25 protein-coding genes are annotated in these 25,280 nt (G+C 71.2%); 7 read left to right on the forward strand and 18 right to left on the reverse strand.

The genetic code is table 11. From position 1 onward, the window contains the following. The first annotated feature begins 127 nt into the window (after window positions 1-127). From htpG to JOD54_RS19990, 4 genes are all read left to right on the forward strand, one after another. The gene (htpG, locus tag JOD54_RS19975) at window positions 128-1,993 is read left to right on the forward strand and encodes a molecular chaperone HtpG (RefSeq protein WP_204451990.1); all 1,866 of its coding nucleotides are present in this window, start codon (window positions 128-130) and stop codon (window positions 1,991-1,993) included. A gap of 59 nt (window positions 1,994-2,052) precedes the next feature. Then, complete coding sequence (locus tag JOD54_RS35165; protein ID WP_307860183.1) at window positions 2,053-2,685, forward strand: ABC transporter ATP-binding protein; 633 nt, start codon at window positions 2,053-2,055, stop codon at window positions 2,683-2,685. Beyond that, window positions 2,682-3,914 carry a hypothetical protein gene (locus JOD54_RS19985; protein ID WP_204451991.1) on the forward strand — a complete coding sequence of 411 codons (1,233 nt, stop codon included), beginning with the start codon at window positions 2,682-2,684 and terminating at the stop codon, window positions 3,912-3,914. The genes JOD54_RS35165 and JOD54_RS19985 overlap by 4 nt, the downstream gene beginning before the upstream one ends. A 102-nt stretch (window positions 3,915-4,016) precedes the next feature. Next, window positions 4,017-5,291, forward strand: coding sequence for a cytochrome P450 (locus JOD54_RS19990; protein WP_204451992.1), 1,275 nt, complete (start codon window positions 4,017-4,019; stop codon window positions 5,289-5,291). Between the two features lie 7 nt (window positions 5,292-5,298). Here JOD54_RS19990 and JOD54_RS19995 read toward each other — a convergent pair whose 3' ends face one another. The 5 genes from JOD54_RS19995 to JOD54_RS20015 form a co-directional block, all read right to left on the reverse strand. Then, on the reverse strand, window positions 5,299-5,490 hold the full coding sequence (locus JOD54_RS19995) for a ferredoxin (protein WP_204451993.1): 192 nt from the start codon (window positions 5,488-5,490) through the stop codon (window positions 5,299-5,301). A 459-nt stretch (window positions 5,491-5,949) separates the two neighbouring features. Beyond that, a complete protein-coding gene (locus tag JOD54_RS20000; RefSeq protein WP_504739769.1) occupies window positions 5,950-6,435 on the reverse strand; it encodes a carboxymuconolactone decarboxylase family protein in 486 nt (161 codons plus the stop codon). Window positions 6,436-6,470: 35 nt separating this feature from the next. Beyond that, the gene (locus tag JOD54_RS20005; RefSeq protein ID WP_204451994.1) at window positions 6,471-7,046 is read right to left on the reverse strand and encodes a GtrA family protein; all 576 of its coding nucleotides are present in this window, start codon (window positions 7,044-7,046) and stop codon (window positions 6,471-6,473) included. Window positions 7,047-7,377: 331 nt separating this feature from the next. Continuing rightward, window positions 7,378-8,148: a dioxygenase family protein gene (locus JOD54_RS20010; protein WP_204451995.1), complete on the reverse strand. Its 771-nt coding sequence runs from the start codon at window positions 8,146-8,148 to the stop codon at window positions 7,378-7,380. Between the two features lie 4 nt (window positions 8,149-8,152). After that, window positions 8,153-9,484: an amidohydrolase gene (locus JOD54_RS20015; RefSeq protein WP_307860184.1), complete on the reverse strand. Its 1,332-nt coding sequence runs from the start codon at window positions 9,482-9,484 to the stop codon at window positions 8,153-8,155. Between the two features lie 130 nt (window positions 9,485-9,614). On the opposite strand from JOD54_RS20015, the gene JOD54_RS20020 reads away from it, so the two are divergent. After that, window positions 9,615-10,580, forward strand: coding sequence for an aldo/keto reductase (locus JOD54_RS20020; RefSeq protein ID WP_204451997.1), 966 nt, complete (start codon window positions 9,615-9,617; stop codon window positions 10,578-10,580). Window positions 10,581-10,784: 204 nt separating this feature from the next. Here the strand turns inward: JOD54_RS20020 and JOD54_RS20025 are convergent, their stop codons facing one another. The 7 genes from JOD54_RS20025 to JOD54_RS20055 form a co-directional block, all read right to left on the reverse strand. Further along, window positions 10,785-11,378: a TetR/AcrR family transcriptional regulator gene (locus JOD54_RS20025; protein WP_204451998.1), complete on the reverse strand. Its 594-nt coding sequence runs from the start codon at window positions 11,376-11,378 to the stop codon at window positions 10,785-10,787. A gap of 484 nt (window positions 11,379-11,862) precedes the next feature. Next, on the reverse strand, window positions 11,863-12,525 hold the full coding sequence (locus JOD54_RS20030; protein WP_204451999.1) for a peptidylprolyl isomerase: 663 nt from the start codon (window positions 12,523-12,525) through the stop codon (window positions 11,863-11,865). A gap of 48 nt (window positions 12,526-12,573) precedes the next feature. Continuing rightward, entirely contained in the window at window positions 12,574-13,617 is a 1,044-nt protein-coding gene (locus tag JOD54_RS20035) for an LLM class flavin-dependent oxidoreductase (RefSeq protein ID WP_204452000.1), read from the reverse strand. Then, complete coding sequence (locus JOD54_RS20040) at window positions 13,614-14,963, reverse strand: NtaA/DmoA family FMN-dependent monooxygenase (protein WP_204452001.1); 1,350 nt, start codon at window positions 14,961-14,963, stop codon at window positions 13,614-13,616. Before JOD54_RS20040 ends, JOD54_RS20035 begins: the two co-directional genes overlap by 4 nt. Window positions 14,964-14,974: 11 nt before the next feature. Continuing rightward, window positions 14,975-16,171: an LLM class flavin-dependent oxidoreductase gene (locus tag JOD54_RS20045; protein WP_204452002.1), complete on the reverse strand. Its 1,197-nt coding sequence runs from the start codon at window positions 16,169-16,171 to the stop codon at window positions 14,975-14,977. 129 nt (window positions 16,172-16,300) lie between these two features. Continuing rightward, window positions 16,301-16,675: a hypothetical protein gene (locus tag JOD54_RS20050; protein ID WP_204452003.1), complete on the reverse strand. Its 375-nt coding sequence runs from the start codon at window positions 16,673-16,675 to the stop codon at window positions 16,301-16,303. A 102-nt stretch (window positions 16,676-16,777) separates the two neighbouring features. Next, window positions 16,778-17,320, reverse strand: a complete 543-nt coding sequence (locus JOD54_RS20055; protein ID WP_204452004.1) for a CGNR zinc finger domain-containing protein — start codon at window positions 17,318-17,320, stop codon at window positions 16,778-16,780. 177 nt (window positions 17,321-17,497) lie between these two features. Between JOD54_RS20055 and JOD54_RS20060 the strand changes: the two genes are divergently transcribed. Further along, complete coding sequence (locus tag JOD54_RS20060) at window positions 17,498-18,340, forward strand: EamA family transporter (protein WP_204452005.1); 843 nt, start codon at window positions 17,498-17,500, stop codon at window positions 18,338-18,340. Here JOD54_RS20060 and JOD54_RS35660 read toward each other — a convergent pair. The 5 genes from JOD54_RS35660 to JOD54_RS20085 form a co-directional block, all read right to left on the reverse strand. Further along, window positions 18,337-19,287 (reverse strand): LysR family transcriptional regulator, encoded by a 951-nt coding sequence (locus JOD54_RS35660; protein ID WP_204452006.1) that lies wholly within the window; start codon window positions 19,285-19,287, stop codon window positions 18,337-18,339. The two genes, JOD54_RS20060 and JOD54_RS35660, sit on opposite strands and share 4 nt — an antisense overlap. Window positions 19,288-19,589: 302 nt before the next feature. Next, entirely contained in the window at window positions 19,590-20,363 is a 774-nt protein-coding gene (locus tag JOD54_RS20070; RefSeq protein ID WP_204452007.1) for an iron-containing redox enzyme family protein, read from the reverse strand. A gap of 180 nt (window positions 20,364-20,543) precedes the next feature. Continuing rightward, on the reverse strand, window positions 20,544-21,386 hold the full coding sequence (locus JOD54_RS20075) for a carbohydrate ABC transporter permease (protein WP_204452008.1): 843 nt from the start codon (window positions 21,384-21,386) through the stop codon (window positions 20,544-20,546). Continuing rightward, window positions 21,383-22,279 carry a carbohydrate ABC transporter permease gene (locus tag JOD54_RS20080; protein WP_204452009.1) on the reverse strand — a complete coding sequence of 299 codons (897 nt, stop codon included), beginning with the start codon at window positions 22,277-22,279 and terminating at the stop codon, window positions 21,383-21,385. Before JOD54_RS20080 ends, JOD54_RS20075 begins: the two co-directional genes overlap by 4 nt. Then, the gene (locus JOD54_RS20085) at window positions 22,276-23,556 is read right to left on the reverse strand and encodes an extracellular solute-binding protein (protein WP_204452010.1); all 1,281 of its coding nucleotides are present in this window, start codon (window positions 23,554-23,556) and stop codon (window positions 22,276-22,278) included. Before JOD54_RS20085 ends, JOD54_RS20080 begins: the two co-directional genes overlap by 4 nt. A gap of 332 nt (window positions 23,557-23,888) precedes the next feature. Here JOD54_RS20085 and JOD54_RS20090 point away from each other — a divergent pair, with 332 nt between their 5' ends. Beyond that, window positions 23,889-24,308 carry a hypothetical protein gene (locus tag JOD54_RS20090; RefSeq protein ID WP_204452011.1) on the forward strand — a complete coding sequence of 140 codons (420 nt, stop codon included), beginning with the start codon at window positions 23,889-23,891 and terminating at the stop codon, window positions 24,306-24,308. Here JOD54_RS20090 and JOD54_RS20095 read toward each other — a convergent pair. Continuing rightward, window positions 24,305-25,108 carry an MHYT domain-containing protein gene (locus JOD54_RS20095; RefSeq protein WP_204452012.1) on the reverse strand — a complete coding sequence of 268 codons (804 nt, stop codon included), beginning with the start codon at window positions 25,106-25,108 and terminating at the stop codon, window positions 24,305-24,307. The genes JOD54_RS20090 and JOD54_RS20095 overlap by 4 nt on opposite strands. Window positions 25,109-25,280 lie beyond the last annotated feature (172 nt).

Here is a 25,280-nt window from a genome sequence, read left to right on the forward strand (position 1 = left end):
AAGACGAGGTCTTCGGTGGGCGAGAGGTGCGCCACACGGGGGGTGGGTGGGGCGGATCGGGCGTGGGCGGCGGTGGGTTTCGCTAGGATTCCGGCGCTGTTGTCCCAGACCGGACGAGGGGTTTTGCGTGAGCGCGACCGTCGAGACGCTCGAGTTTCAGTCCGAGGCACGCCAGTTGCTGCAGTTGATGATCCATTCGATCTACTCGAACAAGGACACCTTCCTGCGCGAACTGGTCTCCAACGCCTCCGACGCGCTGGACAAGCTGCGGTTGGAGGCGTTCCGGGACAAGGACCTCGAGGTCGACACCGAGGACCCGCACATCGACCTGGTGCTCGACAAGGCCGCCAGGACGCTGACCGTGCGCGACAACGGGATTGGGATGACCCGCGACGAGGTGGTGGCGCTGATCGGCACCATCGCCAAGTCCGGGACCGCGGAGTTCCTGCGCAAGCTCAAGGAGAACCAGGGCTCGCAGGACCTGATCGGCCAGTTCGGCGTGGGGTTCTACGCCAGCTTCATGGTCGCCGACAAGGTCACCCTGGTGACCCGCAAGGCGGGCGAGCCTGGCGGCACCCGCTGGGAGTCCGCTGGTGAGGGCACCTACACGATCGAGCCGGTCGAGGACGCCCCGCAGGGGACCTCGGTCACGCTGCACCTGAAGCCGGAGGACACCGAGGAGCACCTCTACGACTACGCCTCCCGGGCGAAGGTCGTGGAGATCGTGCGCCGCTACTCCGACTTCATCACCTGGCCGATCCGGGTCGAGCCGGAGGACGGCGGCGAGCCGGAGACGGTCAACTCGCGCAAGGCGCTGTGGGCGCGGTCGCAGAGCGAGGTCACCGAGGACGAGTACACCGAGTTCTACAAGCACGTCAGCCACGACTGGACCGCCCCGCTGGAGACCATCCGGCTCTCCGCCGAGGGCGCCTTCGAGTACCAGGCGCTGCTGTTCCTGCCGCAGCGCGCGCCGTTCGACCTGTTCATGCGCGACCGCAAGCGCGGGGTGCAGCTCTACGTCAAGCGCGTCTTCATCATGGACGACTGCGAAGAGCTGATGCCGGAGTACCTGCGCTTCGTCAAGGGCGTCGTCGACGCGCAGGACCTCTCGCTCAACGTGTCGCGGGAGATCCTGCAGCGCGACCGGCAGATCCAGCTGATGCGCAGGCGCCTGGTGCGCAAGGTGCTCTCGACGGTCAAGTCGCTGATGGCCGACAAGCCCGAGTCCTACGACACCTTCTGGTCGGAGTTCGGCCGGGCGGTCAAGGAGGGCCTGCTCGACGACGTCGACAACCGCGACGCGATCCTCGACATCTCGTCGTTCGCCTCCACCGCCGACCCGGAGAAGCTCACCACGCTCGCCGGGTACGTGGAGCGGATGAAGGAGGGCCAGGAGCACGTCTACTACATGACCGGTGAGTCCCGCTCGGCCCTGGAGAACTCCCCGCACCTAGAGGCGTTCCTGGCCAAGGGCTACGAGGTCCTGCTGCTGACCGACGCCATCGACGAGATGTGGGTCGGGTCGATCCCCGAGGTCAAGGGCAAGAAGCTGCAGTCGGTGGCGAAGGGCCAGGTCGACCTGGACGCCGACGAGGACACCGAGGAGGGCAAGCAGCGCACCGAGGAGTTCGCGGGCCTGCTCGCCTGGATGACCGAGCAGCTGGGGGACGCGGTCAAGGAGGTCCGGCTGTCCTCGCGGCTGACCACCTCCCCGGCCTGCGTCGTCGGTGACGAGTACGACCTGACGCCCACCCTGGAGAAGATGTACCGGGCGATGGGCCAGGACATGCCCGAGGTGAAGCGGATCCTCGAGCTCAACCCGACCCACCCGCTGGTCACCGCGCTGCGCACCGCGCACGCCGAGGAGCGCCCCGACCTGGCCGACACCGCCGAACTCGTCTACGGCATGGCCGTGCTCGCCGAGGGCGGCGACCTCCCGGACCCGACCCGGTTCGTCCGCCTCCTGTCGACCAAGCTGGAGAAGACGCTCTAGTCGCCCGCGCCACGCGGCCCACCGGGACACGACGGGAACGCGGTCGTACGGTGGGCTGCGTGGCAGGGGCATCCGAGCGGCGGGTCGAGGTGGTGGCGGTCACCGCCGCTGTGGGCAGCGAGGTCCTCTTCGCCGACGTCACGTTCGCCGTGGGCCCCGGGGAGTGCGTTGTGGTCTCCGGCCGCAACGGTTCGGGTAAGTCCACGCTGCTCGGGTGCCTCTACGGCACGCGGCAGGTGTCGTCGGGCGTTGTCCGCGTCGGGGGGATGACGCCCGACGAGCGGAAGGTGGGGTTCCGCCGCCGCGTGTCGGTGGTCTTGGACGACTCGGCGCTGTTCGACGAGTTGAGCGCCCGCCAGCACCTCGACCTGCTGCTGCGGTCGTTCCCCGCCGTGGACCACCGGGGCGTCGACGGGTGGCTGCGGCTGGCCGGGTTGGACGAGCGGGCGGACGTGCCCGCCCTGGGGCTGTCGGCCGGGCAGCGGCGGCGGTTGCTGCTCACCGGTGCCGTCGCGCGTGACCACGACGTGCTGCTGTTGGACGAACCGGAGCGGGCGCTGGACACCGCCGGGCGCGAGTGGCTCACCGGGCTGATCGCGGCGGAGCGGCGGCGGGGGACGGCCGTTGTCGTCGCCAGCCACCACGGGCCGTTGGCGGATCGGGTGGGCGCGGCGCGGGTCGAACTCGGGTGAGTGACACGGTCAGCCGGGTTCTGGCGCTCGTGCTCGCCGTGGGTATCGGTGGGCTGCCCTTCTACCAACCTGACGCCACGCGGGTCGCACTGGTGGGTGATACCGCGCCACCGCATGGCGCGCTGGTGGCGGTCGTGTGCCTTGGTGTCGCGGTCGCGTGGTGGTCGACCCAGGGGCGCGGCTACCTCTGGGCCGACCCGGCCTGGTTGACGTGGAACGACTTCACCACCACCCGCACGACCGCCCTCACCAGGCGGATGGTGCGCGGCTGGCTCGCCCGCTGGGCTGCCCTTGGCTACGGCACCGCTGTCGCCGGGATGGTCTTGGGCTGGAGCGGGATCCTTTACGCCGCTGCACTTTTCGCCGGGTACGGCTTGTTGGCCATCGCCGCGGGCAGGGTGAAGTCGCCGGGCATGTGGGAAAGCGTCTTGCCGTTGTTGCTGGCGGCATCGGCGGCATGGCCGATTCCGTTGGCGGTCAGTGCTGCGGCCGCGACTGCGGCGGGGATCCTGTTGCTGCGCAAGGAGTCGCTAGCGGAGACCGCCGGGCGTGAGGAACTCGTTCGAGGCTTTTCCGCCCGGATGACCCAGCGCGTCTCGGTCGCGTTCCTCGACGTCTGGGGTCTGCTCCCGGCGGCGCGACCCTTGTCCCTGGAACGGTTCTTCGCCCGTCGACCCGTTTTGCCACGCTACTTGCTGGCAGGGGTCTTCACCCGCGCGCGAGCGGTTGTGGGAGCCGGGCTGATCGCCGTGGTGGTGGCGAACCTGCACTGGATCTTTCCCGGAGTGCCGGGTGTGTGGTGGGTCGGTATCGGCTGCTACCTCGCCGCGATCCCGTTCGCCGCGCCCGTCGCGCAACTGCACCGCACGCCGGGGTTGCGGCGCTGGCTCAACCACTCGCCCCTCGCGGTCAAGACCACCGCGGCTGCCCTATTGGCTGTTGTCGCCGCCCTCTGGCTCGCGCTGGTGACCGCCCTCGGCGTCGACTTCCACCCGGCCGCCTTGGTCGCTGTGCCGTTGGCCGCCGCGGCGGCCGTCCGGTCGGTCACCCGGGACCCGATCGACTTCGCCAACGTCGGGGTGGTCGACGTCGGCGGGGTCCTGGTGCCGATGGGACTGGTGGTGCAGGTGGCGCGCGGGATCGACGCGTTGCTGCTCGGGATCTTGTTGCTCGGCGCGGGATTGGTGCCGCTCGCGGGCGTGGTGTGTGCGGCAGCTCTGCTGTTCTGACCGGAAGCTCCCGGAGCTGAGAGTGCTCGCGCTGGTACCGTGGGTTAACAGCCCCTAGACGCTACGGGTCGGCTGGGGATCGGCCCGGGAACAGGAGCTCCCATGGCCACGCCCACCACTTCCGTCGAGCAGCACGACAAGCCGCGCTCGACCCGCCTGCTCGGACTCCCGCCGGAGCTCACCGATCGCCCGGCCGGGTGCCCGTTCGCCCCCGCGGCCAAGCTCACCGAGCTCGGCGCCGCGGGCCCTGTGCACCGCGTCGCCGGGCCAGACGGCGAGGACATCTGGTTGATCACCGGGCACGCCGAGGCCAGGGCCGTGCTGGCCGACCCGAGGTTCAGCTCCGACATCACCCGCTCGCCCGCGGCCATGTCCCGGCTGCCGGAGCGGCTGCGCGAGCAACTGCGGTCGACCCGCTCGCGCGCGGGCAGCTTCATCGGCATGGACGCCCCCGAGCACACCCGCTACCGCAAGCTGCTCACCGGCCAGTTCACCGTCCGCCGGATGCGGCAGCTGGAACCCAGGATCACCCAGATCGTCACCGAACACCTCGACGCGCTCGTGGCCGCGGGCCCGGTCGCGGACCTGGTGCCGACCTTCGCGCTGCCGGTGCCGTCGCTGGTCATCTCCGAACTGCTCGGCGTCGACTACGCCGACCGCGAGGAGTTCCAGCGGCGCACCGCCACCGTGCTCAACCTCGACACCCCGCTCGACGAGGTGTTCGACGTGTTCGAGGAGCTCCGCCGGTTCATGGCCGACCTGGTCGCGGCGAAGCGGGCCAACCCCGCCGACGACCTGCTCTCCGGGCTGGTGCACGCCGACCAGGACAACCCGCTCACCGACGACGAGCTCGTCGGGATGGCCAACCTGCTGCTCATCGCGGGCCACGAGACCACGGCGAACATGCTCGCGCTCGGCACCTTCGCGCTGCTCGAACACCCCGACCAGCTGGCCCTGCTGCGCGACAACCCGGCGTTGATCGCGACGGCGGTGGAGGAGCTGCTGCGCTTCCTGACCATCATCCACCTCGGCATCCGGCGCACCCCGCTGACCGAGGTCGAGGTGGCGGGCCACCGGATCCCGGGGGGCTCGAACGTGATGATCTCCGCGCAGATGGCCAACCTCGACCCCGAGCAGTACGGGCACCCGGAGGAGCTGGACCTCACCCGTCCCCGAGCCCCGCACCTGTCCTTCGGCCACGGCATCCACCAGTGCCTCGGCCAGCAACTGGCCAGGGTCGAGATGACCACCGGTTTCACCGAACTGCTGCGCAGACTGCCCGGCCTGCGGCTGGCGGTGCCCGCCGACCAGGTCCCGGTGCGCGACAACATGGCCATCTACGGCGTGCACTCGCTGCCGGTCACCTGGGACGCGTGACCCGGGGTCACCGAGCGCTGATGGCCTGCGCCGGACAGGCGTGCACCGCGTCGAGCACGTCCCGCTCCTGCTCCGGCGCGGGCTCCGCGCGCAACAGCACAACGGTGCCGTCGTCCTCGCTCTGGTCGAACACCTCGGGCTGGGTGAGTACGCACATCCCAGCCCCCACGCAGCGGTCGCTGTCCACCTCGACCCTCATCGACCTACCTCCCCCGAGTCGGTGCTACACATCCCATGATGCACCCACCGCACCGACCCGGGCACACCCCGTGGACGTGCTGCCGCCCGATCACCGCCCCGGCCACCGAGCCCGGAGGGGCCCGAGGACGGCGACGCGGTGCGCCGCTGCGGGGTTGGTCGGTGGCTCCGGCGGTGCCGCCAGGTCGCGCCTCGCCCTGCTCACCCTGGCGCTCGGGTTCGGTGGCCTGGTGCGATCTCATCGGAGTCCGGCGATGTGGTGCGCTGCGGCGAGGCAGCCCGCACGTCGTCGGGCCCGCTTGTGACCGGCTGCCGCGCGACCCCCAGCCTGTTGGCCCGGCGGCCTGCAGAGCCCGGCGCGCCACGAGAGCGCGGCGGGGTTGGCTGGCCGCTGTCCGGCCGCGCGACCTGGCGTTCGGTCACCCGCCAGGTCGCGCGGCCTTGCCCGGGCGTTCTGGCCTCACCAGGATCCGGCGACCTGGTGCACCGCGGCGTTGAGGCGGTTCCAGACGTTGATGTTGGCGATGGCCACCAGGAGTGCCGAGGTCTGCCGCTCGTCGTAGTGCTCGCGGACCCGGGTCCACAGCTCGTCCGACACCGGGTTGGCCGAGTCGGCCAGGCGGGTCAGCACCTCGGTCAGTTCCAGCGCGACCCGCTCCGCGTCGGTGAAGAAGGGCGCCTCCCGCCACGCCGCGACCGTGAACAGGCGCTCGTCGGTCTCGCCCGCCTTGCGCATGTCCCTGGCGTGCATGTGGACGCACGCGCTGCACCCGTTGATCTGGCTCGCGCGCAGCTTCACCAGTTCGATGGTCGACTCCTCGACGCCCTTGCCCGAGGCGGCCTTGCCGAAGGCGAGCAGCGCCTTCATGGCCTCCGGGATGACGGCGGTCGGGTTGTCCATCCGTGCCTGCATGATCGTGCCCTCCGGTGCTCTCGTCGCTGTCACGGGGAAGACGGGGCGACGGGCGGGGGCGTGACAGGTCAGTTCTTGCTGGGCGTGTGATCCACGACACCGGTGGGCCCGGTGTAGGGCACCAGCTTGCCGAGCTTGCGGTCCCGGCGCGGCGCCCGGGCGTCGGCGGTCGGGAAGACCCACTTCTTGAAGGCCCACCACCGGAACACCATCGCGATGACCGTGCCCACGATCGACCCGAACAGGAAGTCCGCGACCTCCTGCGACAACGCGCTCACGTGCGGCTGCTCCAGGTCGAACACGTACCGCGACACGTAGAGCGGCGCGGTGTAGAAGAACAGCGACGCACCGCTGATGGCGAAGAACAGCGCCGCCTCGTGGTGGCGCTCCCGGCCACCGCGGGTGTCGAAGGACCACTCGCGGTTGAGGATGTAGGACACGATCGTGGCCAGGATGACCCCGATGGCCTTCGCGACCACCGGCTTGGGCTCGAGCACGGTCAGCTTCAGCAGGTACCAGGTGCCGTTGTCCACCAGGTAGGCGACACTGCCGACGACGCCGAACTTGAGCAGCTCGCGGTGCTTGAGCGCGAGCGGTCGCAGCCGAGCGGGCAACACGCGCAGGGCCACGTCGCGGAGGGACATGGGCCCCAGGCTAGCCCACCCGCCCCGGTATCCACCGGCGCGAACGCAAATAGGTCTGGACCAATCGGCGCCACCCCACCAGCCCCGCACAGCCGGTTTGTCCACAACGCCCGCACCCCTCCACAGCCCACCCGCCACCCCCTTGACACCCCGCCCCGGCCGATATCCTCAAACGTGGGACCTCAAACCCCGGGTGGGCGGGCTCCCGGCCGCGGGGTGATCATGAACCGCGGGTGATCATCGCCGTGGGCCGTGGGCCGTGGGCCGTGGGCCGTGGGCCGTGGGCCGGTCGGTGGGGTGTGTGTCTCGGCGCGCTGGGGGAGCGGCGGAGTCAGCGGGTGGGCATCGGCATGGGGCCCATGGCGTCGTCGGTGCCGACCTTGGTGTTGGTCAGGTCTAGGGCCAGGGTGAAGGCTGCTCGGTAGCCGCGGGTGCCGTCCACGTCGGCTTCGGTGGGGGTGAGGAGGAGTTGGTCGCCGCCCTGTTGGTAGAGCTGGTCCGTTTTGTTCGTCGTGTCGGCGGGGCCGTGGGCCTGGTAGGGGGCGGTGGCCAGGTAGCGGGCCGTCAGCTCGTCGGGGAAGTAGAGCTGCGAGGTGAACTCGTAGGCCTTGCCGTCGGCGCCGGTGGTGCGGATCTTGACGTGGATGTGGACCGTGCGGCCCTCGTACCAGCCGGGCAGGACCGTGGTGAACGCGGTGCGGCCGGAGGTGCCGCTGACCTGGAGGCCGCGCAGGTGCTTGGTGCCGGTCGTGCCCTCGCTCGCGATGTCGGAGTAGTCGCCCGCGGCGTCGCAGTGCCAGATGTCGACCACGGCGCCCGGTAGCGGTTGGCAGCCGCCGCCGTCGGCGCGCAGGACGGTCAGGGTCAGGGCCAGGGGTGTGCCCGCGACCCGGACCCCGGTTGCCGGGTCGGACCGGATGTCGGAGCGGTCGAGGTTCTCGTCGACGAAGTACGGGCCCTCCATCTGCTCCGGTCGGACCACGCAGTCCACCGGCGCCTCGGTCGAGCAGCCCGCCAGGGCCAGCGCCCCCACACCGAGCAGGACCAATGCCTGCCGCCGCCCCAGGACCCGGCCGACCGGTTCGTCGTCGTCGTGGGACATGGCGTCAGCTCTCGTAGACGACGCGGCCGCCGACGACGGTCAGGTGCACCCCGACGTGCGGGAGGTCGGCGGGGGAGACCTCGAGCGGGTTGGCCTCCAGCACGCACAGGTCGGCGACCTTGCCGACCTCCAGCGAGCCCTTCCACGACTCGGCGCCGTCCTGCTCCGCGGGGATCACCGTGTAGGCGCGCAGCAGCTGCCGCATCAGCTCCGGGCTCGCCTTGGTACCCATCCACTCGGCGGCCGCGGCCACCCAGCGCCGCCAGTCCGGCTCGATCACCGGCGCGTCGGAGCTCAGGCACACCCGCACGCCCAGCTCGAAGGCCCGGCGCAGCGGCCACGCCCCGGCCAGGGCTTCCTCGCCGAGGGCGGCGGAGAGCCAGTCGCCGGTCATCACCGCGATGCCGGGCTGGGTGTTGAGGCCGATGCCCAGTTCCGGCAGCCGGGCCAGGACCTCGGTGCCGACCAGGTCGCCGTGGATGAGGTAGTGCCTGCCGCCGGGGCCGTGCGCGGCGATGGCGTCGGCCATGGCCGAGACGGTGACCTCGATGGACCGGTCGCCGGTGGCGTGCACGCCGATCTGCGCGCCCGCCCGGTGCGCCAGGTCGATCATGCGGCGCAGGTTGGCCTCGCGCTCGGCCAGGTCGGTGCCCTCGACCAGCAGGTGGCCCTGGGACCCGTCAGCGTAGCAGCGGTGCGTCCACGCCGAGCGCATCGGCGGGATGCCGTCGGCGAAGATCTTCACGCCCGCGATCCGCAGCACGCTCGGGTCGGTGGCGGGGGTCGCCGAGGCCATGCCCGCCTCGAAGTCGGCGAGCGTGCTGGGGCCGTCGAGCTCGCCGAACAGCCGTAAGACGGTGACCCTGGCGCGCAGCAGGCCCTCGTTGGCCATCGCGGCGTACTCGTCGAGCACGCCGCTGGAGAAGCAGCCGGTCTGCCCGTCGTCCTCGCCGGGGCCCAGGCCGGGTTCGGTGTAGCTGGTGATGCCGAGGGCGGCGACCACGTCACCGGCGCGCTGGATGGCGGCGCGGCGTTCGGCCGGGGTGGTCAGCTTCGGCGCCCCCGCGCCCGCCATGCCGCCCGCGCCGAGCAGGGTGCCCGGCCACAGCGCGCCGAGCCAGGCGCCGTGCAGGTGGGAGTCGTTGATGCCGGGCAGCACGGTGCGGCCGTGCAGGTCGACGACCTGGGTGTTCGGTCCGATCAGGTGCGCCACCTCGCCGACGGCAACGACCCGCCCGTCCGCCACGGCCAGCGCGGTGCTCTCGGTGTCGGCGGCGTCGAAGGTGAGCACCGTGCCACCGGTGAGCACGAGGTCGGCGGTCTTGGGGTCGGCCACGGTGTCCTCCGTCAACAGCTGTAGATCAAGCGAGGTGGTGCGGGCACAGCATAAGCGCACTAACCGGGTTCTCCCAGTTTTTAGTCTATGTATGTAGACTAACCCAACCATTTCACGGGTAGGAGGACGCATGGCGCAGGCCAACCGCATCCCGGTCCGGCCACTGGGGCCCGGCGGACCGGACGTCTCGCTGTTCGGGCTGGGCTCGTGGAACACCTGGGACCGGATGGAGTTCGACGACGCGGTGGCCCTGCTGCGCCGCGCGCTCGAGGCCGGGGTGACCCTGTTCGACGTCGCGCACTACAACATGGGCCCGCACGCCGAGCAGGCCCGCACCGACATCATCTTCGGCGAGGTGGTGCGCGCCGCGGGCGTGGCCCGCGACGAGTACCACCTGTGCGGCAAGCTCTGGCTGTGGGAGTACCCCACGACCAGCTTCGAGCAGCAGATGACCACCTCCCTCGAGCGCATCGGTGTCGAGCGCGCCGACAGCGTCGTGGTCGGCGACTACATGTCGCCCCCCGACATCGCCCAGATCGTCACCGACGTCAACGAGCAGATCCGCGCGGGCCGCTTCGCGGTCTGGGGGGTCAACAACTGGGTGGCCGCCGACCTGGACCGCGCGCTGGAGTTCGCCGCCGAAGAGGGCATGGTGGCGCCGATCTTCGCCCAGCTCAAGTACAGCGTCGCCCGCCGCAGCATGGCCGAGGGCCAGTACTACCTGCCGCACTTCACCGGGGGCAGGCTCGCCCTGCAGGCCTCCGACGTGTTCGAGGGCGGCATCCTGGCCGGTCGCAAGTTCCCCGAGCGCAAGATCGGTGCCGACCCCGGTGGCATCCGCGACACCATCCGGGCCGCCGCCGACGTGGTCGCCGAGGTCGCCGCCAGGCACGACGCCACCGCGGCGCAGGTGGCCATCGCCTTCTGCCTGCTCAACCCGGCCGTGTCGAACGTGCTCTTCGGCGTCAGCAGGCTCTCCCAACTGGAGGACAACCTCGCCGCGATCGCCCTCGCCGAGGCGCACGGACCCGACCTGCGCGCCGCGCTGGATCCGCTGTGGGCGGACAAGGCGGTCAACGCGGACGGCTCCTGGTAGCCGATCGGTCCTCTGTGGACCCCGCGCTGTTGTGCGTCTACGCGCGGGGACCGGGAGAATCGGCCGAGTCGATCACGCACCGCGGCGTGGTGGCTTCCCCGACGGCGTGCTCGCCTGAGGGGAGGCGGGTGGGGGACCTGCCTGTCGAACAGGTCCCCCACCCGTCGCCCGCGCACCGGGTCTACGGGTGTTGGCGGCCGGGGGTCACGGCTGGGCGACGCGCTCGAAGAAGGCGTCCAAGTGGGCCTTCTGCAGCTTGCGGGTGGAGTAGCGGGCCCCGACCAGGCTCATCACGTTCGCGCCCGCGTGCAGCAGCACCAGCTCGTCGACCAGCTGCGCGTCCGGCACGGCGGTGCGGATGTCGCCCTCGGCGCGGGCCCGCCGGATGTGGTCGGTGAGCAGAGCCCGCCAGGCCTTGAGGTGGACCAGGTAGCGGTCGTGCAGGCGCTTGTTCGACAGCGACATCTCCCAGAACGCGAGCAGGACTCGCCCCGCGGTCACCCGCTTGGCGTCCAGCGGCATGGTCGCCGAGCACAGCGCGCGCAGCGCCTCGAACGCCGACCGCTGCTCGACCGGCTCGCCGACCTCGGTGTTGACCATGCTCAGCGCGCGCTCGAAGGTGGCTTCCACCAGGACGTCCTTGCTGGGGAAGTACCGCTTGAGCGCCCCGTTGGCGAACCCGGCGGCCTCGGCGATCTCGCGCATGGTGGCGGCTTCCAGGCCGCCGCGCATGATCAGGCCCCAGGTCACCTCCACGATGTGCGCGCGACGCTCGTCGTGGTCGATGACCTTGGGCATCGTGCTCCTCGGAGGACAAGAGGGGGCGGACAGTGGCCGATAGTGTAACGGTCAACCGGTATCCGGTGTCCCCTGCCGCGCGGACCGGATGGCGCAATCCTGCCACGAGCGGGCCCCGCGCGGCGGTTTCCCGCCGGAGCGGCGCCGCCGCCGTGTCCTTTGCCGACCCGGGCGCGCCGGTGTCAAGGGACAGAACCCGGTCGCTGTGGACCCCGCACATCGGACAGGACCAGGACTGGTCGCCCGGGCGCGGCGGTGGCCGCGCTCGGCGGGGTGGGGCAGTGGTGCCGCACGCGGCGGCTCGATTCGTCCAGGACGGCACGGACGTGATACATCGAATTGTTGTCGCGGAGGCAAGTGGCGTTGTGGTTGTTGCGTCCCTGGTGGCCGTGTGCGGGCGGGCAGCGCCCAGGGGGTCCACTGTGGATGTCGCACCCCGCCTGTGGCCGTCACGCGGGACGTGGCGGCCACAGGCGAGGAATGCTCAGCAGTCGTGGCCGATGCGGACGTCGTAGACGCGGACCGGTCGCTTGGGGGCGCCGTCGGTCGCGCCGTCGGGGGTGATGCCCGCGGCGACGATGCGGTCGAGGACCTCGATGCCGCGGGTGACCCGGCCCATCACCGTGTACACCGGGCTGATCTGGGCGACCGAGTGCACGATGAACCACTCGCTGCCGTTGGTGCCGGGGCCCTGGTTGCCCATCGCGATGGTGCCGCGCGGGTAGGTCTCCTTGCCGGTCACCTCGTCGGGGAACTTGTAGCCGGGGCCGCCCTCCTCGGCGCGGTAGATGTCGCCGCACTGCAGGACGCCCAGGCGCGCGCTGGTGGTGAGGCGGAAGCACTGCGAGTTGTCGTAGAAGTCCGCGCGGGCCAGGTGCAGCAGGTTGTGCACGGCGCACGGGGCGTTGTCGCGGTTGAGGACCAGGTCCATCCGGCCGTAGTTGGTGCGGATGGTCACCGACACGTTCCCGTGCGCCTTCGCGCGCGCCTTGGGCACGGTCACCGGCCGGGCGGCCGGGTTCTCCGGCGTCGGGGTGAACTGGCACTGGACGTTGCCGCCTCCGCCGGTGGCGGCGGCGACTGCGGGGACGACGGGCAGGGTCGCGGCCGCCAGCGCGAGGGTAGCGACGAGCAGGATTCGCTTCATTCCCCGCACGCTAGCGGCCCGCGCAATCCCCCTGGGTTGCCCGGATCATTACCCGAGCCAGTGCGGATCCGGGATCGTCTTGGACAACACCGGCGCGATCTCGGCCTGGAACAGCTCCAGCGTCGCCCGGTGCTGCGCCCCGGTCAGCCCCTCGCCGTCCGCGCTGATGTGCAGCACCTGGTGGCCGAACCGCTCGTGGTAGCGGCCGACCTTGTCCACGATCTGCTCCGGGCTGCCCACCAGCGCCGAACTGCGCGCGACGAAGTCCTCCAGCGACTCGAACACCGGCTCCACCCCCAACCGCAGGCTCAGGTTCAGCCGCGCCTCGAAGATCGGCCGGTAGGTCTCCAGCGCTTCTTGCGAGGTCTTGGCCGCGTAGTAGCCCGCGGTACCCGCCCCGACGATCGCGTCCGCGGGTTTGTGGCCGTAGTGGGCCCACCGCTCGCGGTAGTGGGCGATCAGGTCGGCGTAGGGCTCGATCGGGTTGGTCACGTTGGCCGAGAACAGCGGGTCGCCCCACTTGGCGGCCAGCTCGACGGAGTCGCGGCTGGTGGCGCTGCCGTGCCACACGCGGATGGGCCGCTGCACCGGCTTCGGCCACACCTCGGCGTCGACCAGCGGCGGGCGGAACCGCCCGGACCAGGTGACCCTGTCTTCCCGCCACAACCGGCGGAACAGTTCGTACCCCTCGGCGTTGCGCGCCCACTGGTCCTTTGGCGTGACGTGGAACAGCTCCCGCTGCGCGCTCCCGTTGCCCTTGCCGATGATCAGTTCCAACCGGCCGTCGGCGAGGTTGTCCAGCGTCGCGTAGTCCTCGTAGGCGCGCACCGGGTCCAGCAGGCTCAGCGTGGTCACCGCGGTGAACAGCCGGATCCGCGACGTGCGGGCCGCGATGTGGCTGAGCACCACCGGCGGCGACGAGGAGATGAACGGCCGCTCGTGCCGCTCACCCACCCCGAAGCCGTCGAAGCCCAACTCCTCGGCCAGCACCGCGTTGTCCACCACCGCGCGCAGCCGATCCCTGGTGCTGGCCTGGATCCCGGTCACCGGGTCCGCGGTGTGCGTGATCAGCGTGATCAGCAGGAACTTCACGCCGGAACACCGTCCAGGCCCAGGTGGTCGCGCAGCGTCGGCCCGGTGTACTCGGTGCGGAACACGCCGCGCTCCTGCAGCAGCGGCACCACGGTGTCGGCGAACTCGTCGAGCCCGCCCGGGGTCACATAGGGCACCAGGATGAACCCGTCGGCGGCGTCGGCCTGCACCAGCTCGTCGATGCGCGCGGCCACCGTCGCCGCCGAGCCGACGAACGTCTGCCGCCCGCTGACCTGGATGATCAGCTCCCGGATGGACAGGTTCTTCGCCTCGGCCAGCGCCCGGTACTCGCGCGCGGTCGCCAGCGGGTCGCGGTGCATCCGCACGCTGGCCCGCCCGCGCGAGATCGTGTTCTCGCCGACCACCGGGTCGAACGAGGGCAGCGGCCCGTCCGGGTCGTGGTCGGACAGGTCCGCGTTCCACAGCTGCTCCAACAGCTTGATGGCGGTCTGCCCGCTGTACTGCTGGTGGCGCACCACGTCCGCGCGTTCCTGGGCCTCGGCGTCGGTGTCGCCGAGCACGAAGGTGGCCGCGGGCAGCACGACCAGCTGGTCGTGGCGGCGCCCGTACTTGGCCAGCCGCCCCTTGACGTCGGCGTAGAACGCCTGCCCCTTCTCCAGCGTCCCGTGCCTGCTGAAGATCGCGTCGGCCGAGGCCGCGGCGAACTCACGGCCCCCGTCGGAGTCCCCCGCCTGCAGGATCACCGGTTTGCCCTGCGGTGAGCGCGGTACCGAGAACCGGCCGGAGATGTCGAAGTGCGCGTCCTGGTGCGCGAACGACCCGGCCGCCGGGTCGCGCAGGAACACCCCGGTCGCCGCGTCGGCCGCGACCTCGTCGCCGCGCCACGAACCGAACAGCTCCAGCGCCGTGTCCAGGAACGTCTGCGCCCGCTCGTAGCGCTGGTCCTGCGGCAGGAAGCCGCCGCGGCGGAAGTTCTCCCCGGTGAAGGCGTCCCAGGAGGTCACCACGTTCCACGCCGCCCGCCCGGCCGAGAGGTGGTCGAGCGAGGCGAACTGGCGGGCGACCTCGTAGGGCTCGTTGAACGTGGAGTTGATGGTTCCGGCCAACCCGAGCCGTTCGGTGACCGCGGCCAGCGCGGCGAGCACCGTGAAGGTGTCCGGGCGCCCCACCACGTCGAGGTCGTAGATCTGGCCGCCCTGCTCGCGCAGCCGCAGGCCCTCTGCCAGGAAGAAGAAGTCGAACTTCGCCCGCTCGGCGGTCTGCGCCAAGCGCACGAAGGAGCTGAACTCGATGTGGCTGCCCGCCTCCGGGTCGCTCCACACCGTGGTGTTGTTGACGCCGGGGAAGTGCGCGGCGAGGTGAACCTGCTTGATCGGCTTGCCCATGTCCGTCCTCCTCACACAGCCGCGTAGCGGTTCGCGGGCCTGCCCAGCCCAAGCAGGCCGCGCAGTGTGGTCGCTTCGTAGTCGCTGCGGAACGCGCCCCTGGAGCGCAGTTCCGGCACCAGGGCGCGGGTGATCGCGTTCAGGTCGTGCGGGATCGCGGCGGGCCGCAACCGGAACCCGGACAGGCCAGCGGCGTGCAGGTCGAGCAGTTCGTCGGCCAACTCCGCTGGGGTGCCGACGAAAACCCGCGTGTCCGAGGCGTACTCGGCGCCCGCCCAGTCGTCCAGCCGCGCCTTGTGGTCGCGAGCCGCTTGCGGCGTCTCGCCGAGGAACACCACCAGGTCGGCGAAGACGTGCAGCGTGTCGCGCTCGCGCCCGGCGACGGCCTGCTCGTGGCGCACCACGGCCAGGGTGTCCGCGGCCTCGGCGCGCTCCAGCGGCGTGATGTAGACGACGTCGGCCGACCGCGCGGCCAGCCGGTACGGGATCACCGCGTGCGCCAGGGAAGTCACCACCGGCTGCCCCTGCGGCGGCCGCGGCGTGATCGAGGGTCCCTTGACCGAGAACCACTTGCCCGCGAAGTCGATGTAGTGCAGCTTGTCCCGGTCGACGAACCGCCCGGTCGCCGCGTCGCGGATCTCGGCGTCGTCCTCCCAGCTGTCCCACAGCCGCCGCAGCACCTCGACGTAGTCCGCGGTCTCGTCGAACAGCTCCGACAGCGGGCTGACCAGGTCACCGTCCTTGGCGTCGGCCAGGTCCACCACGCCGATGTCGCGCCTGCCGAAGAGCCGGTTGTCCTCCGGCGTCCACGCCACCCGCACCCGCACACCCGCGCGGCCGGAGCTCACGTAGTCGAGCGTGGCGATCGCCTTCGACAAGTGGAACGGCTCGGTGTGGGTGACCACCGCGGTCGGCACGATGCCGATCCGCGACGTCAGCGGCGCCACCCTGGCCGCGACGAGCACCGCGTCCAGGTGCCCGTCGACCTGGTCGGTTCCCCCGCGCGAGGGGTTGAACGGGTCGGTCCTGGGTCCGAGGGTGTCCTCGATGGTGACGAAGTCCAGCGCGGCGGATTCGGCCTCGCGCACCAGGTCCGCCCAGTACGCCGCGGTGAGCAGCTCGCGCGGGCGGGCGTCCTCGGCCCGCCACGCCGCGGGGTGCCAGCCCGCCGCGTCCAACGCCACCGCCAGATGTGGTCCGGTTGTCACCGGCGGCCCCTTCCCCAGTAGGTCTTCCCGCGGTGCGTCCGCGCAGTCGGATTCTGCGCCGCGCGGGGGCCCGTGAGCAGGGACGGCCAAGTCGTGGGAATCAGACCGGGGCCGGGAATAAACGCCGGTTCACAGCGATAAGCCCGCGTACAGGTAGGCGCCGGTGGACGGATCGGTGACCAGCACGACCGCCTCGCCCTGGCGCGGCACGGTGATCCTGGGCACGACGGTGCGCAGCGGCACCGGGCGCTGCCGACGGCCGGAGTCCAGGCTCACCAGCAGGTCCACCACCGGGTCCTGGTCGACGACGTACCCGGTCACGGTCACCGACTCGATCCTGGCGCGGGTGGCAGGGGCACCCATCGCCAGCATGTGCTGAGCGGTCGCGGGCAGCGACACCGCGCCGGGCGCGACCGCCGGGGCTGACCCCGTGACCGCACCGGCGTTGTCCTGCCGTTCACCCGAGTGTCGCCCGTGCTTGCGCTCCCGGCCGAACAACCCCATCCGACGCCCTCTCCCGACCGTTGCTCCGCGCGGACACCCAGCGCGCTGACTGTCCGAAGTGTACGGCCGGGCGCGGACGGGGCCGCCGCCGGGCGCTGCGGGTCAGCCCGCCATCGCCATCGCCCGCTGCCTGGCCCGGTGGCGCACCGCGTTGACCCGGTTGGCGCACCTGGTCGTGCAGAACTGGCGGTTGCCGCCCTTGGAGATGTCGATGAACACGACCGCGCACCGGTCGTCGGCGCAGCGGCCGAGGCGGTGGCCGCCCTCGTCGCAGAGCACGTAGGCCAGGCCGGTCGCGGTGACCGCGCGGACCCGGTTGACCACGCCCTCGCCCTCACCGTGGTAGTGCAGGTGCGGTGGCTGGTTGTCGTGGGTGGAGATCATCGGTCGGCTGGCGGCCTGCTGCAGCAGCGCGTTGATCACGTCGACCCGGCGCTGCTGGGACATCTCGCCGAAGGCGGCGTCCAGCTGCTGGGTCCACTGCATGATCCGCGCCGCTTCCGGCCCGGTCGGTTCGGGGAGCGTGGGGGCGTGGCGGGAGATGACGGCGGCGACCTGGTCGCGGTCGAAGGTGCCGCCCCGGCCCAGGTTCACCAGGTCCGCGGCCATCGCCGCGGCCGCTCCGCCATAAGTGTTGAAGCGCATATTGCCATTACTCCACACTCCCGGCATGTTTGGCAATGACCAACCTGGGAACGACCGTCCGGCCTTATCGGTTACGCCGCCCGCCCGGCGAGGGGGGACCGGGTGGCGCACGCGGCGCGCGGCCGATCCGCCGATACCCCGTCCCCGCCCTGCTCAGGCGGGTTCCGGCGGCCGCGGATGAGCTCCCCGAGGACGGCGAACCCGCTGGTGCTCGTCGCGGTCCAGATGCTGAGCCTGCAGGTCGGTGCCGCGGTCGCGGTGGGTCTCATGGCGCACGTGGGCATCGTCGGGGCGGCCTTCGCCAGGGTCGCGCTGGCGTGCGCGCTGGTCGGGGTGCTGCTGCGGCCCAAGCCCCGGGTGCCGGACCGGCGGTCGCTGCTGCTGGCGGGCGCGCTCGGGGTGGTGATCGCGGTGATGAACACCGCATACTTCGGCGCGGTCGTCCACTTGGGACTGGGGCTGGCAACGACGATCGAGTTCCTCGGCCCGTTCCTGGTCGCGGTGGTCTCGGCGGGGCACGCCTCGGACGTGCTGTGGTCGCTGGTGGCCGCCGCCGGGGTGGTGCTGATCGCGGGCGTCGGCGAGGTGAGCGCGCTCGGGCTGGTGCTCGGGTTGCTCGCGGCGGGCTGCCGCGCCGGGTACATCCTGCTCACCAGGGCCGTGGGCGGCGCCTTCGACGGCGCCACGGGGTTGTTCGTGGCACTGGCCGTGGGAACCCTGGTGGCGGCGCCGTTCGCGCTGGAAACCCTGCCGGGCTTCGGGAACGTGGGCGTGCTCGGCCTCGCGGCCGCGGTCGCGGTGCTGTCCTCGGCGGTGCCTTACCTGTGCGACATGGTGTCGCTGCGCAAGCTGCGCACGACCTCGTTCAGCGTGCTGCTGGCGCTCTCACCGGCGGTCAGCGCGCTCGCGGGGCTGGTGCTGCTCGGCCAGACGCTGTCCGCGCCGCAGTGGTGCGGGGTGGGCGCGGTCGTGCTCGCGGGGACCGCGAGCGTGCTCACCACGGTCCGCGCGCCCGACTAGTCGGCCGGTGCCGACGGCGCGGGCAACGAGATCACGCCCGGTGGGTGCGCGCCGCCCGGCGATCCCGACATCAGCGCCGCGGTTTCCCGGCCCGCCTGGCACAGCCCGCGTACGGCGACGCACACCGCCGAGTTGTCCGCGGTCGAGCGCCACACCACCACCAACTCCGAGTCCACGCCCTCGATCGGCACGAACCGCAGGTCCCGGTTCACCGCGTCCCACTCCGCCAGCCGCGGGCACAGCGCGAGGCCGACCCCGGCGGAGACCGCGGCCAGGGTGTCCACCGCGTAGTCGGCGGTGTGCTCGACGAAGCGCAGACCCGCCACCGGGAACCCCTCGGTGCTGCCGACCCGGATCAACCGCTCCGCGCCGACCTCGGCCACCGCGACCGACGACCGCGACGCCAGCGGGTGGTCCCAGGGCATCACCAGGCAGGTCGGCACCACCGCGGCGGTGGCCTGCTCGACGTCGCCGGGGAACTTCGGCAGGTGCGGCCGCCACAGCAGCGCCGTGTCGACCTGGCCGTGGCGCAACTGGTTGAGCTGGTTGCCGAAGCCGGTGTAGGTCGGCACCAGCTGCATCGGCTCGTGCGCCACCAGCCGCGCGGCGCGGGCGATCACCTGCCCGGTGCCCCACCCGACGTGCCCGATGCGCACCGCCCGCCTGCCCGCCCCCGCCCGCCTGCGCACGTCGGCGAGCCCGGTGTCGAGCACCGAGATCGCCGACGTCGCCACGGCGAGCAGGTCGCGGCCCGCCTCGGTCAGCCGCACCGAGCGGGTGCTGCGGTGGAACAGCCGCAGGCCGATCTCGCGCTCGAACGCCGCGATCTGCTGGCTCAGCGCGGGCTGGCTCAGGTGCAGGTACCGCGCGGCGCGGCCGAAGTGCAGCTCGTCGGCCAGCACCAGGAAGGACCGCACCTTCTCGGTACCGGGGAATCGGTCGCTCACCACCGCAGCACCGCCTCGGCGGCGTCGCACTCAATGGGCATGGAAATCCCCAGTCGGCGTGTCCGCGCAAATCCGTTGTTCGCTCGTTGTCGCCACCGAAAAGGGCGAGTCGAGGTCAAAAATATCGACGCGGAAGGACGCCCGGCTACCGCCGATCGGGTGATCGCCTCCGTTGACGGTTAGATTGTTTGGTCACAGTCCCTTGGGTCGCGCGCGGGGGTGACCTGGAGTTTTCCGCCACGCGGCGGGAAATATCGGTCTATTTTCTCCGGTGTTCCCAGTTATCCATCAGAAATAGTGCTTTACATCACCCGGGAATCGTCGTCGGCCTCGGCGACGGCGCGGTGCACGCCGCGCCAGTAGTCGGCGGTGAGGGTGAGGAACGTGTCGTAGCCAGACACCAGCACCGCGAAGTCGCCCTCGGTGCGGCACACCGCGGCCGCCGAGGTGATCGCCTCGCGCTTGTGCTCCTTCTCCGCCTCGCCGATGTGGACGTAGAAGTACTCGCACGCCTCGTGGAAGTCGTCCTCGCGCCGCCACAGCGGTTTGTAGTTGCGCACCCCCTCGTAGAGCCGGGTCAGCATCGCGAACGCCAGGTGTTCCTGGGCCAGCAGCGCGCCCTGCACCACCCGCTGGTCGGTCGAGGAGAACAGCTCCCGCTGGCCCGCGCTGAACGCCGAGGTGCTCGGCAGCGGTTGCTCCAGCGACAGCTCCGCGGTGCTGACCTCGTGGCCCGCCAGCCGCGAGAGCAGGTCGCACAGGAAGTTCTCCAGCAGCACCAGGTGCGCCTTCTCGACGTTGCCGTTGCCGTACTCGGAGTACAGGTTGCGCACGCACTCCACCCGCGCGGCCAGGTCGGTGGTGTTGAGCACCGACAGCGCCACCATGACGGCGGTGAACCTGGTGCGCGACAAGTACTCCCTGGCGAACACCCGCACCGCGGGGTAGCTCAGCGGGCCGCCCATCCACAGCTTGTAGAAGTCGTTGTCGATGGCGGGCGTGGTGTCGATGTCGGCGACGACGGCGGACACGCGCGCGGCGCGGTCGGTCGTGGCGTGGGGTTGGACCAGCGTCATCGGAGCTTCGATCCCCTTCGCTGTGGGTGGCGCCCGTGCGGCGCGGCGTGCCCGGCGACCGTAACGACGGCGCGCGGCGCCGGTCCAGTCGCTTTGGCTGATGACCATTATTCCGTTCCGCTATCGCCCCCGGTCACCGCCCGCGGCCGGTGCGCGCGGTGCGCCGGGGGGCGGTGCGGATCACCCCTTGACCGACCCGGCGAGACCGGAGACCAGCTTGCGCCGCACCAAAACGAAGAATACGAGGACCGGGATCGTCATCAAGGTGGAGCCCGCCATGATGGCGCCCCAGTCGTTCTGGTCGGGTTTGACGAACACCTGCAGCGCCAGCGGCAGCGTCTGGTTGTCCTCGGCGGAGATGATGAACGTCTTGGCGAACAGGAAGTCGTTCCAGGCGTGGATGAACGACAGCACGCTGGTGGCCACCAGGCCGGGCGCCACCAGCGGGAACAGGATCCGCCAGAGGAACACCGAGCGGCTCGCACCGTCCACTGTGGCCGCTTCCTCGAGCTCGACGGGCACCGCGGCGACGAACCCGCGCAGCATCCAGATCGCGAACGGCAGGCTGAACGCCAGGTGCACCAGCACCAGCGACCCGAGGTGGTTGAGCCCGAACGCCGGGACGGATTCGCCGACCGAGCGCATCAGGAAGAACAGCGGAACGGTCAGCGCCTCCACCGGCACCATTTGCACGACCAGCAGCATGACCAACATGGTCGTGCGTCCGCGAAAGCGCAGCCGGGTGAGCGCGGCGGCGGCCAGGAATGCCACCAGCATGCTCAACGCCACCACCGCCAGCGCCACGATCACGCTGTTGAGGAAATAGCGGCCCAGGTTCTGCACGGTCAGCGCCCGCACGAAGCTGTCCAGGCTCGGCCGCAGCGTCCACGGCACCGGGTCCGCGGAGATCACCTCGTCCTGGGGTTTGACCGCGGTCAGCACCATCCAGAACAGCGGGAAGGCCACCACGCCCGCGACCACCACGGTCACCACCTCGGCGAGACCGCGGCGCGCCCCGCTCACAGCACCTCCCCGGACCGGCGCAGCGCGCGCAGGTAGAACCCGGTGACGGCCAACAGGATCAGCGTCATCACGACCCCGATCGCCGACCCGAGGCCGTACTCCGATGCCGCGAACGCCTCCTGGTAGGCGTAGACGTTGAGCACCAGGTTGCGCCCGGCGATGCCGCCGCCCCCGGTCATCACGTAGACCTGGGTGAACACCTTGAAGTCCCAGATGATCGACTGGATGGTGACCACGACCAGCAGCGGCCGCAGCAGCGGCAGCACCACCGAGCGCGCCGTGCGCCACGCCGAGGCCCCGTCGAGCGCGGCGGCCTCGAGCACTTCCGGTGGGATGGCCCGGATCCCGGCGAACAGGGTGATCATCACGAACGGGAACGAGCACCAGACGACCTCGGCGGCGACCAGGCCGAACGCGGTCCACTTGCCGTAGGTCCAGGAGAACCCGTCGAGGCCGAGCAGGCTGTTGACCAACCCGAAGTTCGCGTCGAACAGGAACAGCCAGATCGTCGAGCCCGCCACCGCGGGTGTTGCCCACGCGCCCAGCGCCGCCAGGAACAGCGCCCCGCGCGCCCACGGCCGCACCCGGGTGGCCAGCACCGCCAGCGCGGTGCCGAGGGCCAGCGAGCCGACCACGCACACCGCGGCGAAGCCGACCGTCTGCCCCAGCACCGACCAGAACTTGGCGCTGCCCAACAGGGTGCCGTAGTTGGCCAGGCCGAGGAACGTCAGCGGCGCGCCGCCGCTGACCTGCTCCTGCCCGTAGTCGTAGAGCGAGATGACCACGAGTTGGTACACGGGGTAGCCGAGCAGGGCGACGAGCACGAGCAGCGCGGGCGCCAGGTACGCCAGCGCCGCCCGGCCCTGTCCCCGGGTGGCGGGCCCGGCGGTCACGACGAGAACGCCGCGTTCATCGCCTCGGCGGCGGTCGTGGTGGCCGCGTCGACGTCCTTGCCCCCGCTGGCGATCTCCTGGAGCATGGTCGGCAGCACGGCCTGCGCGTCGATCTTGGCCCAGCTCGGGGTGACCGGGACGAACCGCGTCCCCGCCTCCAGCGTGGTGGTGAACGGCTTGAGGAAGGGGTCGGCATCGGCGACCGCGCGCTGCACGTCGGCGAAGGTGGGCAGGTTGCCCATCGCGTCGTACATCTTGCGCTGGTACTGCTTGCCCGCCAGCAGTTGGGTGAACTCCTTGGCCAGCGTGCGGCGCTTGGTGCCCGACAGCACGCCGAGCAGGTTGCCCCCGGCGAACGCGGGCGCGACCGAGCCGGGGCTCTTGCCGGGCAACGGGACCACGCCGTACTTGCCCGCCGCGGCGCTCGCGTCCACCGACTTGCGGTTGAAGTCGCCGCCGATGGTCATCGCCGCCTTGCCGCCGCGGAAGTTCTCCACGCTGGCGTCGCCGCCGTTGCCCGCGCACTGCGCCGGCGGGCAGATGTCGTCGCGCAGCAGCTCGGTGTACTGGGCGATCCCGGCCCTGGCCTGCGGCGACCCGATCGCGGAGGCGTACTTGTCGCCCTCGCGGGTCGCGACGTCGCCGCCGTTGGCCCACACGAACGGCAACGCGCCGTAGACGTACTTGCCGCCGACCGAGATGCCGATCAGCTCCGGCTTGGCGGCCCGGATCCGGCGCGCCAGCGGGGCGATCTCGTCCAAAGTGGACGGCGGCTGGACGCCGAGCTCGGCGAACACGTCGGTGCGGTAGTAGAGCGCGCGGACCCCGACGTACCAGGGCACCCCGTGCACCTTGCCGTCGACCTTCGCGGTGTCGAGCACGGCGGGCAACAGGTCCTTGCCCTCGGCCCAGCCCTCGACGTCGGCGGTGATGTCGGCGAACCCGCCCGCGGCGACGTAGCCCGCCAGGTCGGTGTTGCCGAACTCGGCGACGTCGGGCGCGCTGGCCGGGTCGCTGAACGCGGCCTTGAACCGCTCCGCCCGCGAGGACACCTGGATGTACTGCACGTCGACGGTGACCCCGGCGTGCGCGCCCTGGAACTGCGCGACCGCCTCCGCGACCACCTTCTCCTTGGCCGCGCGGTTGACCTCGTCGAACAGCCACACCCGCAGCTGACCGGTGGTCTCATCGGTTCCCGACCGCTGCGGACCGGACTGCACCGGGGCGCACCCGGCTGTCGCCACCACCGCCGCCAGGCAGGCTAACCACTTGCGCATCTCTCGACCCCGTCCCCGAGTGTTGCACTAGGCGCAACTCGTGTTTCATGGAGAGCAACGTGTCGGCGATGGTAGGGGGGTGGCCTGGGCATGGCAAGGTCTGAACCAATTAGGCCGGGTCCCGGTTTCCCGTCGACCACGGCCCGGCGCGGGCGTGGCACCATGGACGGCGGCCGAGTCGGCGACCCCGACGGCCACCCCTCGGCCCGGCGCGCGGGCGATCCGCCGCACCCGGCCCCTTCGACCCCGCAACCCCTGGCCGCGGACACCCCGCGCCGCGGCCGTTCTCGCGCGGGGGCACGCGCAGATCCCCACCATGAAGGAGGCCGCGCATGCTCGCGGTGAGCACCTACAGCCAGGACTACCTCGACGCCTGCCGCGCCCGCGTCGCCGACCACATCGAGGTGTACCGGGCGATGGTGGGCACCGGCGACGGGGCCGACTTCACCGCGGCGGTGGCGGCCTTCGAACCGGTCTTCTTCAACAACCTGGTGCTGGTGCTGGAGACGTCGTTCGTCCACCGCTTGCGCGGCAAGGAGAACAAGGACGGCAACCCGCTCAACGAGGTCCGCATGCTCAGCGGCTCACTGCTGACCAACGACGGGGTGCTGCGCGTCGACGAGGGGATCGCGTGGGACCCGGCGCGGTCGGTGCTCGGCTACGCCGCGGGCGAGCGGATCCGGGTCCGCGAGCGGGGGTTCTTGGCGCTGGCCGAGGCGTTCTTCGCCGACTTGGCCGCGAAGTACCTCTAGTTCTTGTCGGCGCGCTCGCCGAGGAGCTTGCGCAGCTGCTGCTCGGCCCAGAGGTCTTCCTCGATCTCCTTCTCCGTGGAGCCGATGCCGACCGCGAGCAGCGACAGCGCGGTCAGCACGCCCAGGACCATCGCCAGCGGACCGAAGAACGCGGCGGCGTCGACCCCGGTGATGGCGCCGGGTCGCTCCGAGAGGGTGCTGACGATCATCGCCGCCATGCCGGTGTAGTGCATGCCGTTGACCGCGATGCCCATGATCAGCGCGGCCGCCGCGGTCGCGGCGATGCCTCGCACGTTGAGCGTCGCCCACAGCGCGGCGGTCGCGGCGACGACCGCGATCACCACCGACAGGACCACGACGGCGATGTTGTAGTCCACCGTCGCGCCCATGCGCATCGCCGAGATGCCCAGGTAGTGCATCGACGCGACACCGATCCCGGTGATGGCGCCCGCGCCGATCAACCGGCCCCAACTCGCCTTGCCGTGCACCACCGCGGTCAGGCCGATGGCCACGATGCCGACCGCGACCAGCAGGCTGAGGATGGTGCGCGGCAGGTCGTAGCGGATCTCGGTGCCGTCGACGGCGAACCCGGTCATCGCCACGAAGTGCATCACCCAGATGCCGGTGCCGCCGATGGACAACGCGCCCAGCGTCAGCCAGCCCCGCCGCGACCAGCCGCTGTGCGCGCGGGCGCGCTGCATGCTCATCAGACCGAGCGCGCAGCCCAGGCAGGACATGAGGTACGACAACGCCGGGGTCACCGCTCCCGCCGAGAAGTGGTGCACGTGGTCCATGGTCATCCGTTCGACGGTCGAGACAGCCTCCGGCGAGGAGACCACGCGCACCCGCGCCGAACCAATTCCTCAGCGTGAGAGATGACTCATAATCACTGTTTCTTGTGGACGGAGTTGACCAGGGGTTATAGCGATTTCCGCGCGGGTGTCGCGGCCGCGTCGCTACGGTCGGTGACCG

Origin of the sequence: Actinokineospora baliensis, from assembly GCF_016907695.1 — a bacterium.
Classification (GTDB): Bacteria; Actinomycetota; Actinomycetes; order Mycobacteriales; family Pseudonocardiaceae; genus Actinokineospora; species Actinokineospora baliensis.

Excerpts from the sequence above, each read along its gene's own strand:
- JOD54_RS19990 (WP_204451992.1), top strand. The coding sequence starts at position 4,017 with ATGGCCACGCCCACCACTTCCGTCGAGCAGCACGACAAGCCGCGCTCG.
- JOD54_RS19995 (WP_204451993.1), bottom strand. The coding sequence starts at position 5,490 with ATGAGGGTCGAGGTGGACAGCGACCGCTGCGTGGGGGCTGGGATGTGC.
- JOD54_RS20005 (WP_204451994.1), bottom strand. The coding sequence starts at position 7,046 with ATGTCCCTCCGCGACGTGGCCCTGCGCGTGTTGCCCGCTCGGCTGCGA.
- JOD54_RS20010 (WP_204451995.1), bottom strand. The coding sequence starts at position 8,148 with ATGTCCCACGACGACGACGAACCGGTCGGCCGGGTCCTGGGGCGGCGG.
- JOD54_RS20020 (WP_204451997.1), top strand. The coding sequence starts at position 9,615 with ATGGCGCAGGCCAACCGCATCCCGGTCCGGCCACTGGGGCCCGGCGGA.
- JOD54_RS20025 (WP_204451998.1), bottom strand. The coding sequence starts at position 11,378 with ATGCCCAAGGTCATCGACCACGACGAGCGTCGCGCGCACATCGTGGAG.
- JOD54_RS20030 (WP_204451999.1), bottom strand. The coding sequence starts at position 12,525 with ATGAAGCGAATCCTGCTCGTCGCTACCCTCGCGCTGGCGGCCGCGACC.
- JOD54_RS20040 (WP_204452001.1), bottom strand. The coding sequence starts at position 14,963 with ATGGGCAAGCCGATCAAGCAGGTTCACCTCGCCGCGCACTTCCCCGGC.
- JOD54_RS20050 (WP_204452003.1), bottom strand. The coding sequence starts at position 16,675 with ATGGGGTTGTTCGGCCGGGAGCGCAAGCACGGGCGACACTCGGGTGAA.
- JOD54_RS20055 (WP_204452004.1), bottom strand. The coding sequence starts at position 17,320 with ATGCGCTTCAACACTTATGGCGGAGCGGCCGCGGCGATGGCCGCGGAC.
- JOD54_RS20060 (WP_204452005.1), top strand. The coding sequence starts at position 17,498 with ATGAGCTCCCCGAGGACGGCGAACCCGCTGGTGCTCGTCGCGGTCCAG.
- JOD54_RS20070 (WP_204452007.1), bottom strand. The coding sequence starts at position 20,363 with ATGACGCTGGTCCAACCCCACGCCACGACCGACCGCGCCGCGCGCGTG.
- JOD54_RS20085 (WP_204452010.1), bottom strand. The coding sequence starts at position 23,556 with ATGCGCAAGTGGTTAGCCTGCCTGGCGGCGGTGGTGGCGACAGCCGGG.
- JOD54_RS20090 (WP_204452011.1), top strand. The coding sequence starts at position 23,889 with ATGCTCGCGGTGAGCACCTACAGCCAGGACTACCTCGACGCCTGCCGC.
- JOD54_RS20095 (WP_204452012.1), bottom strand. The coding sequence starts at position 25,108 with ATGACCATGGACCACGTGCACCACTTCTCGGCGGGAGCGGTGACCCCG.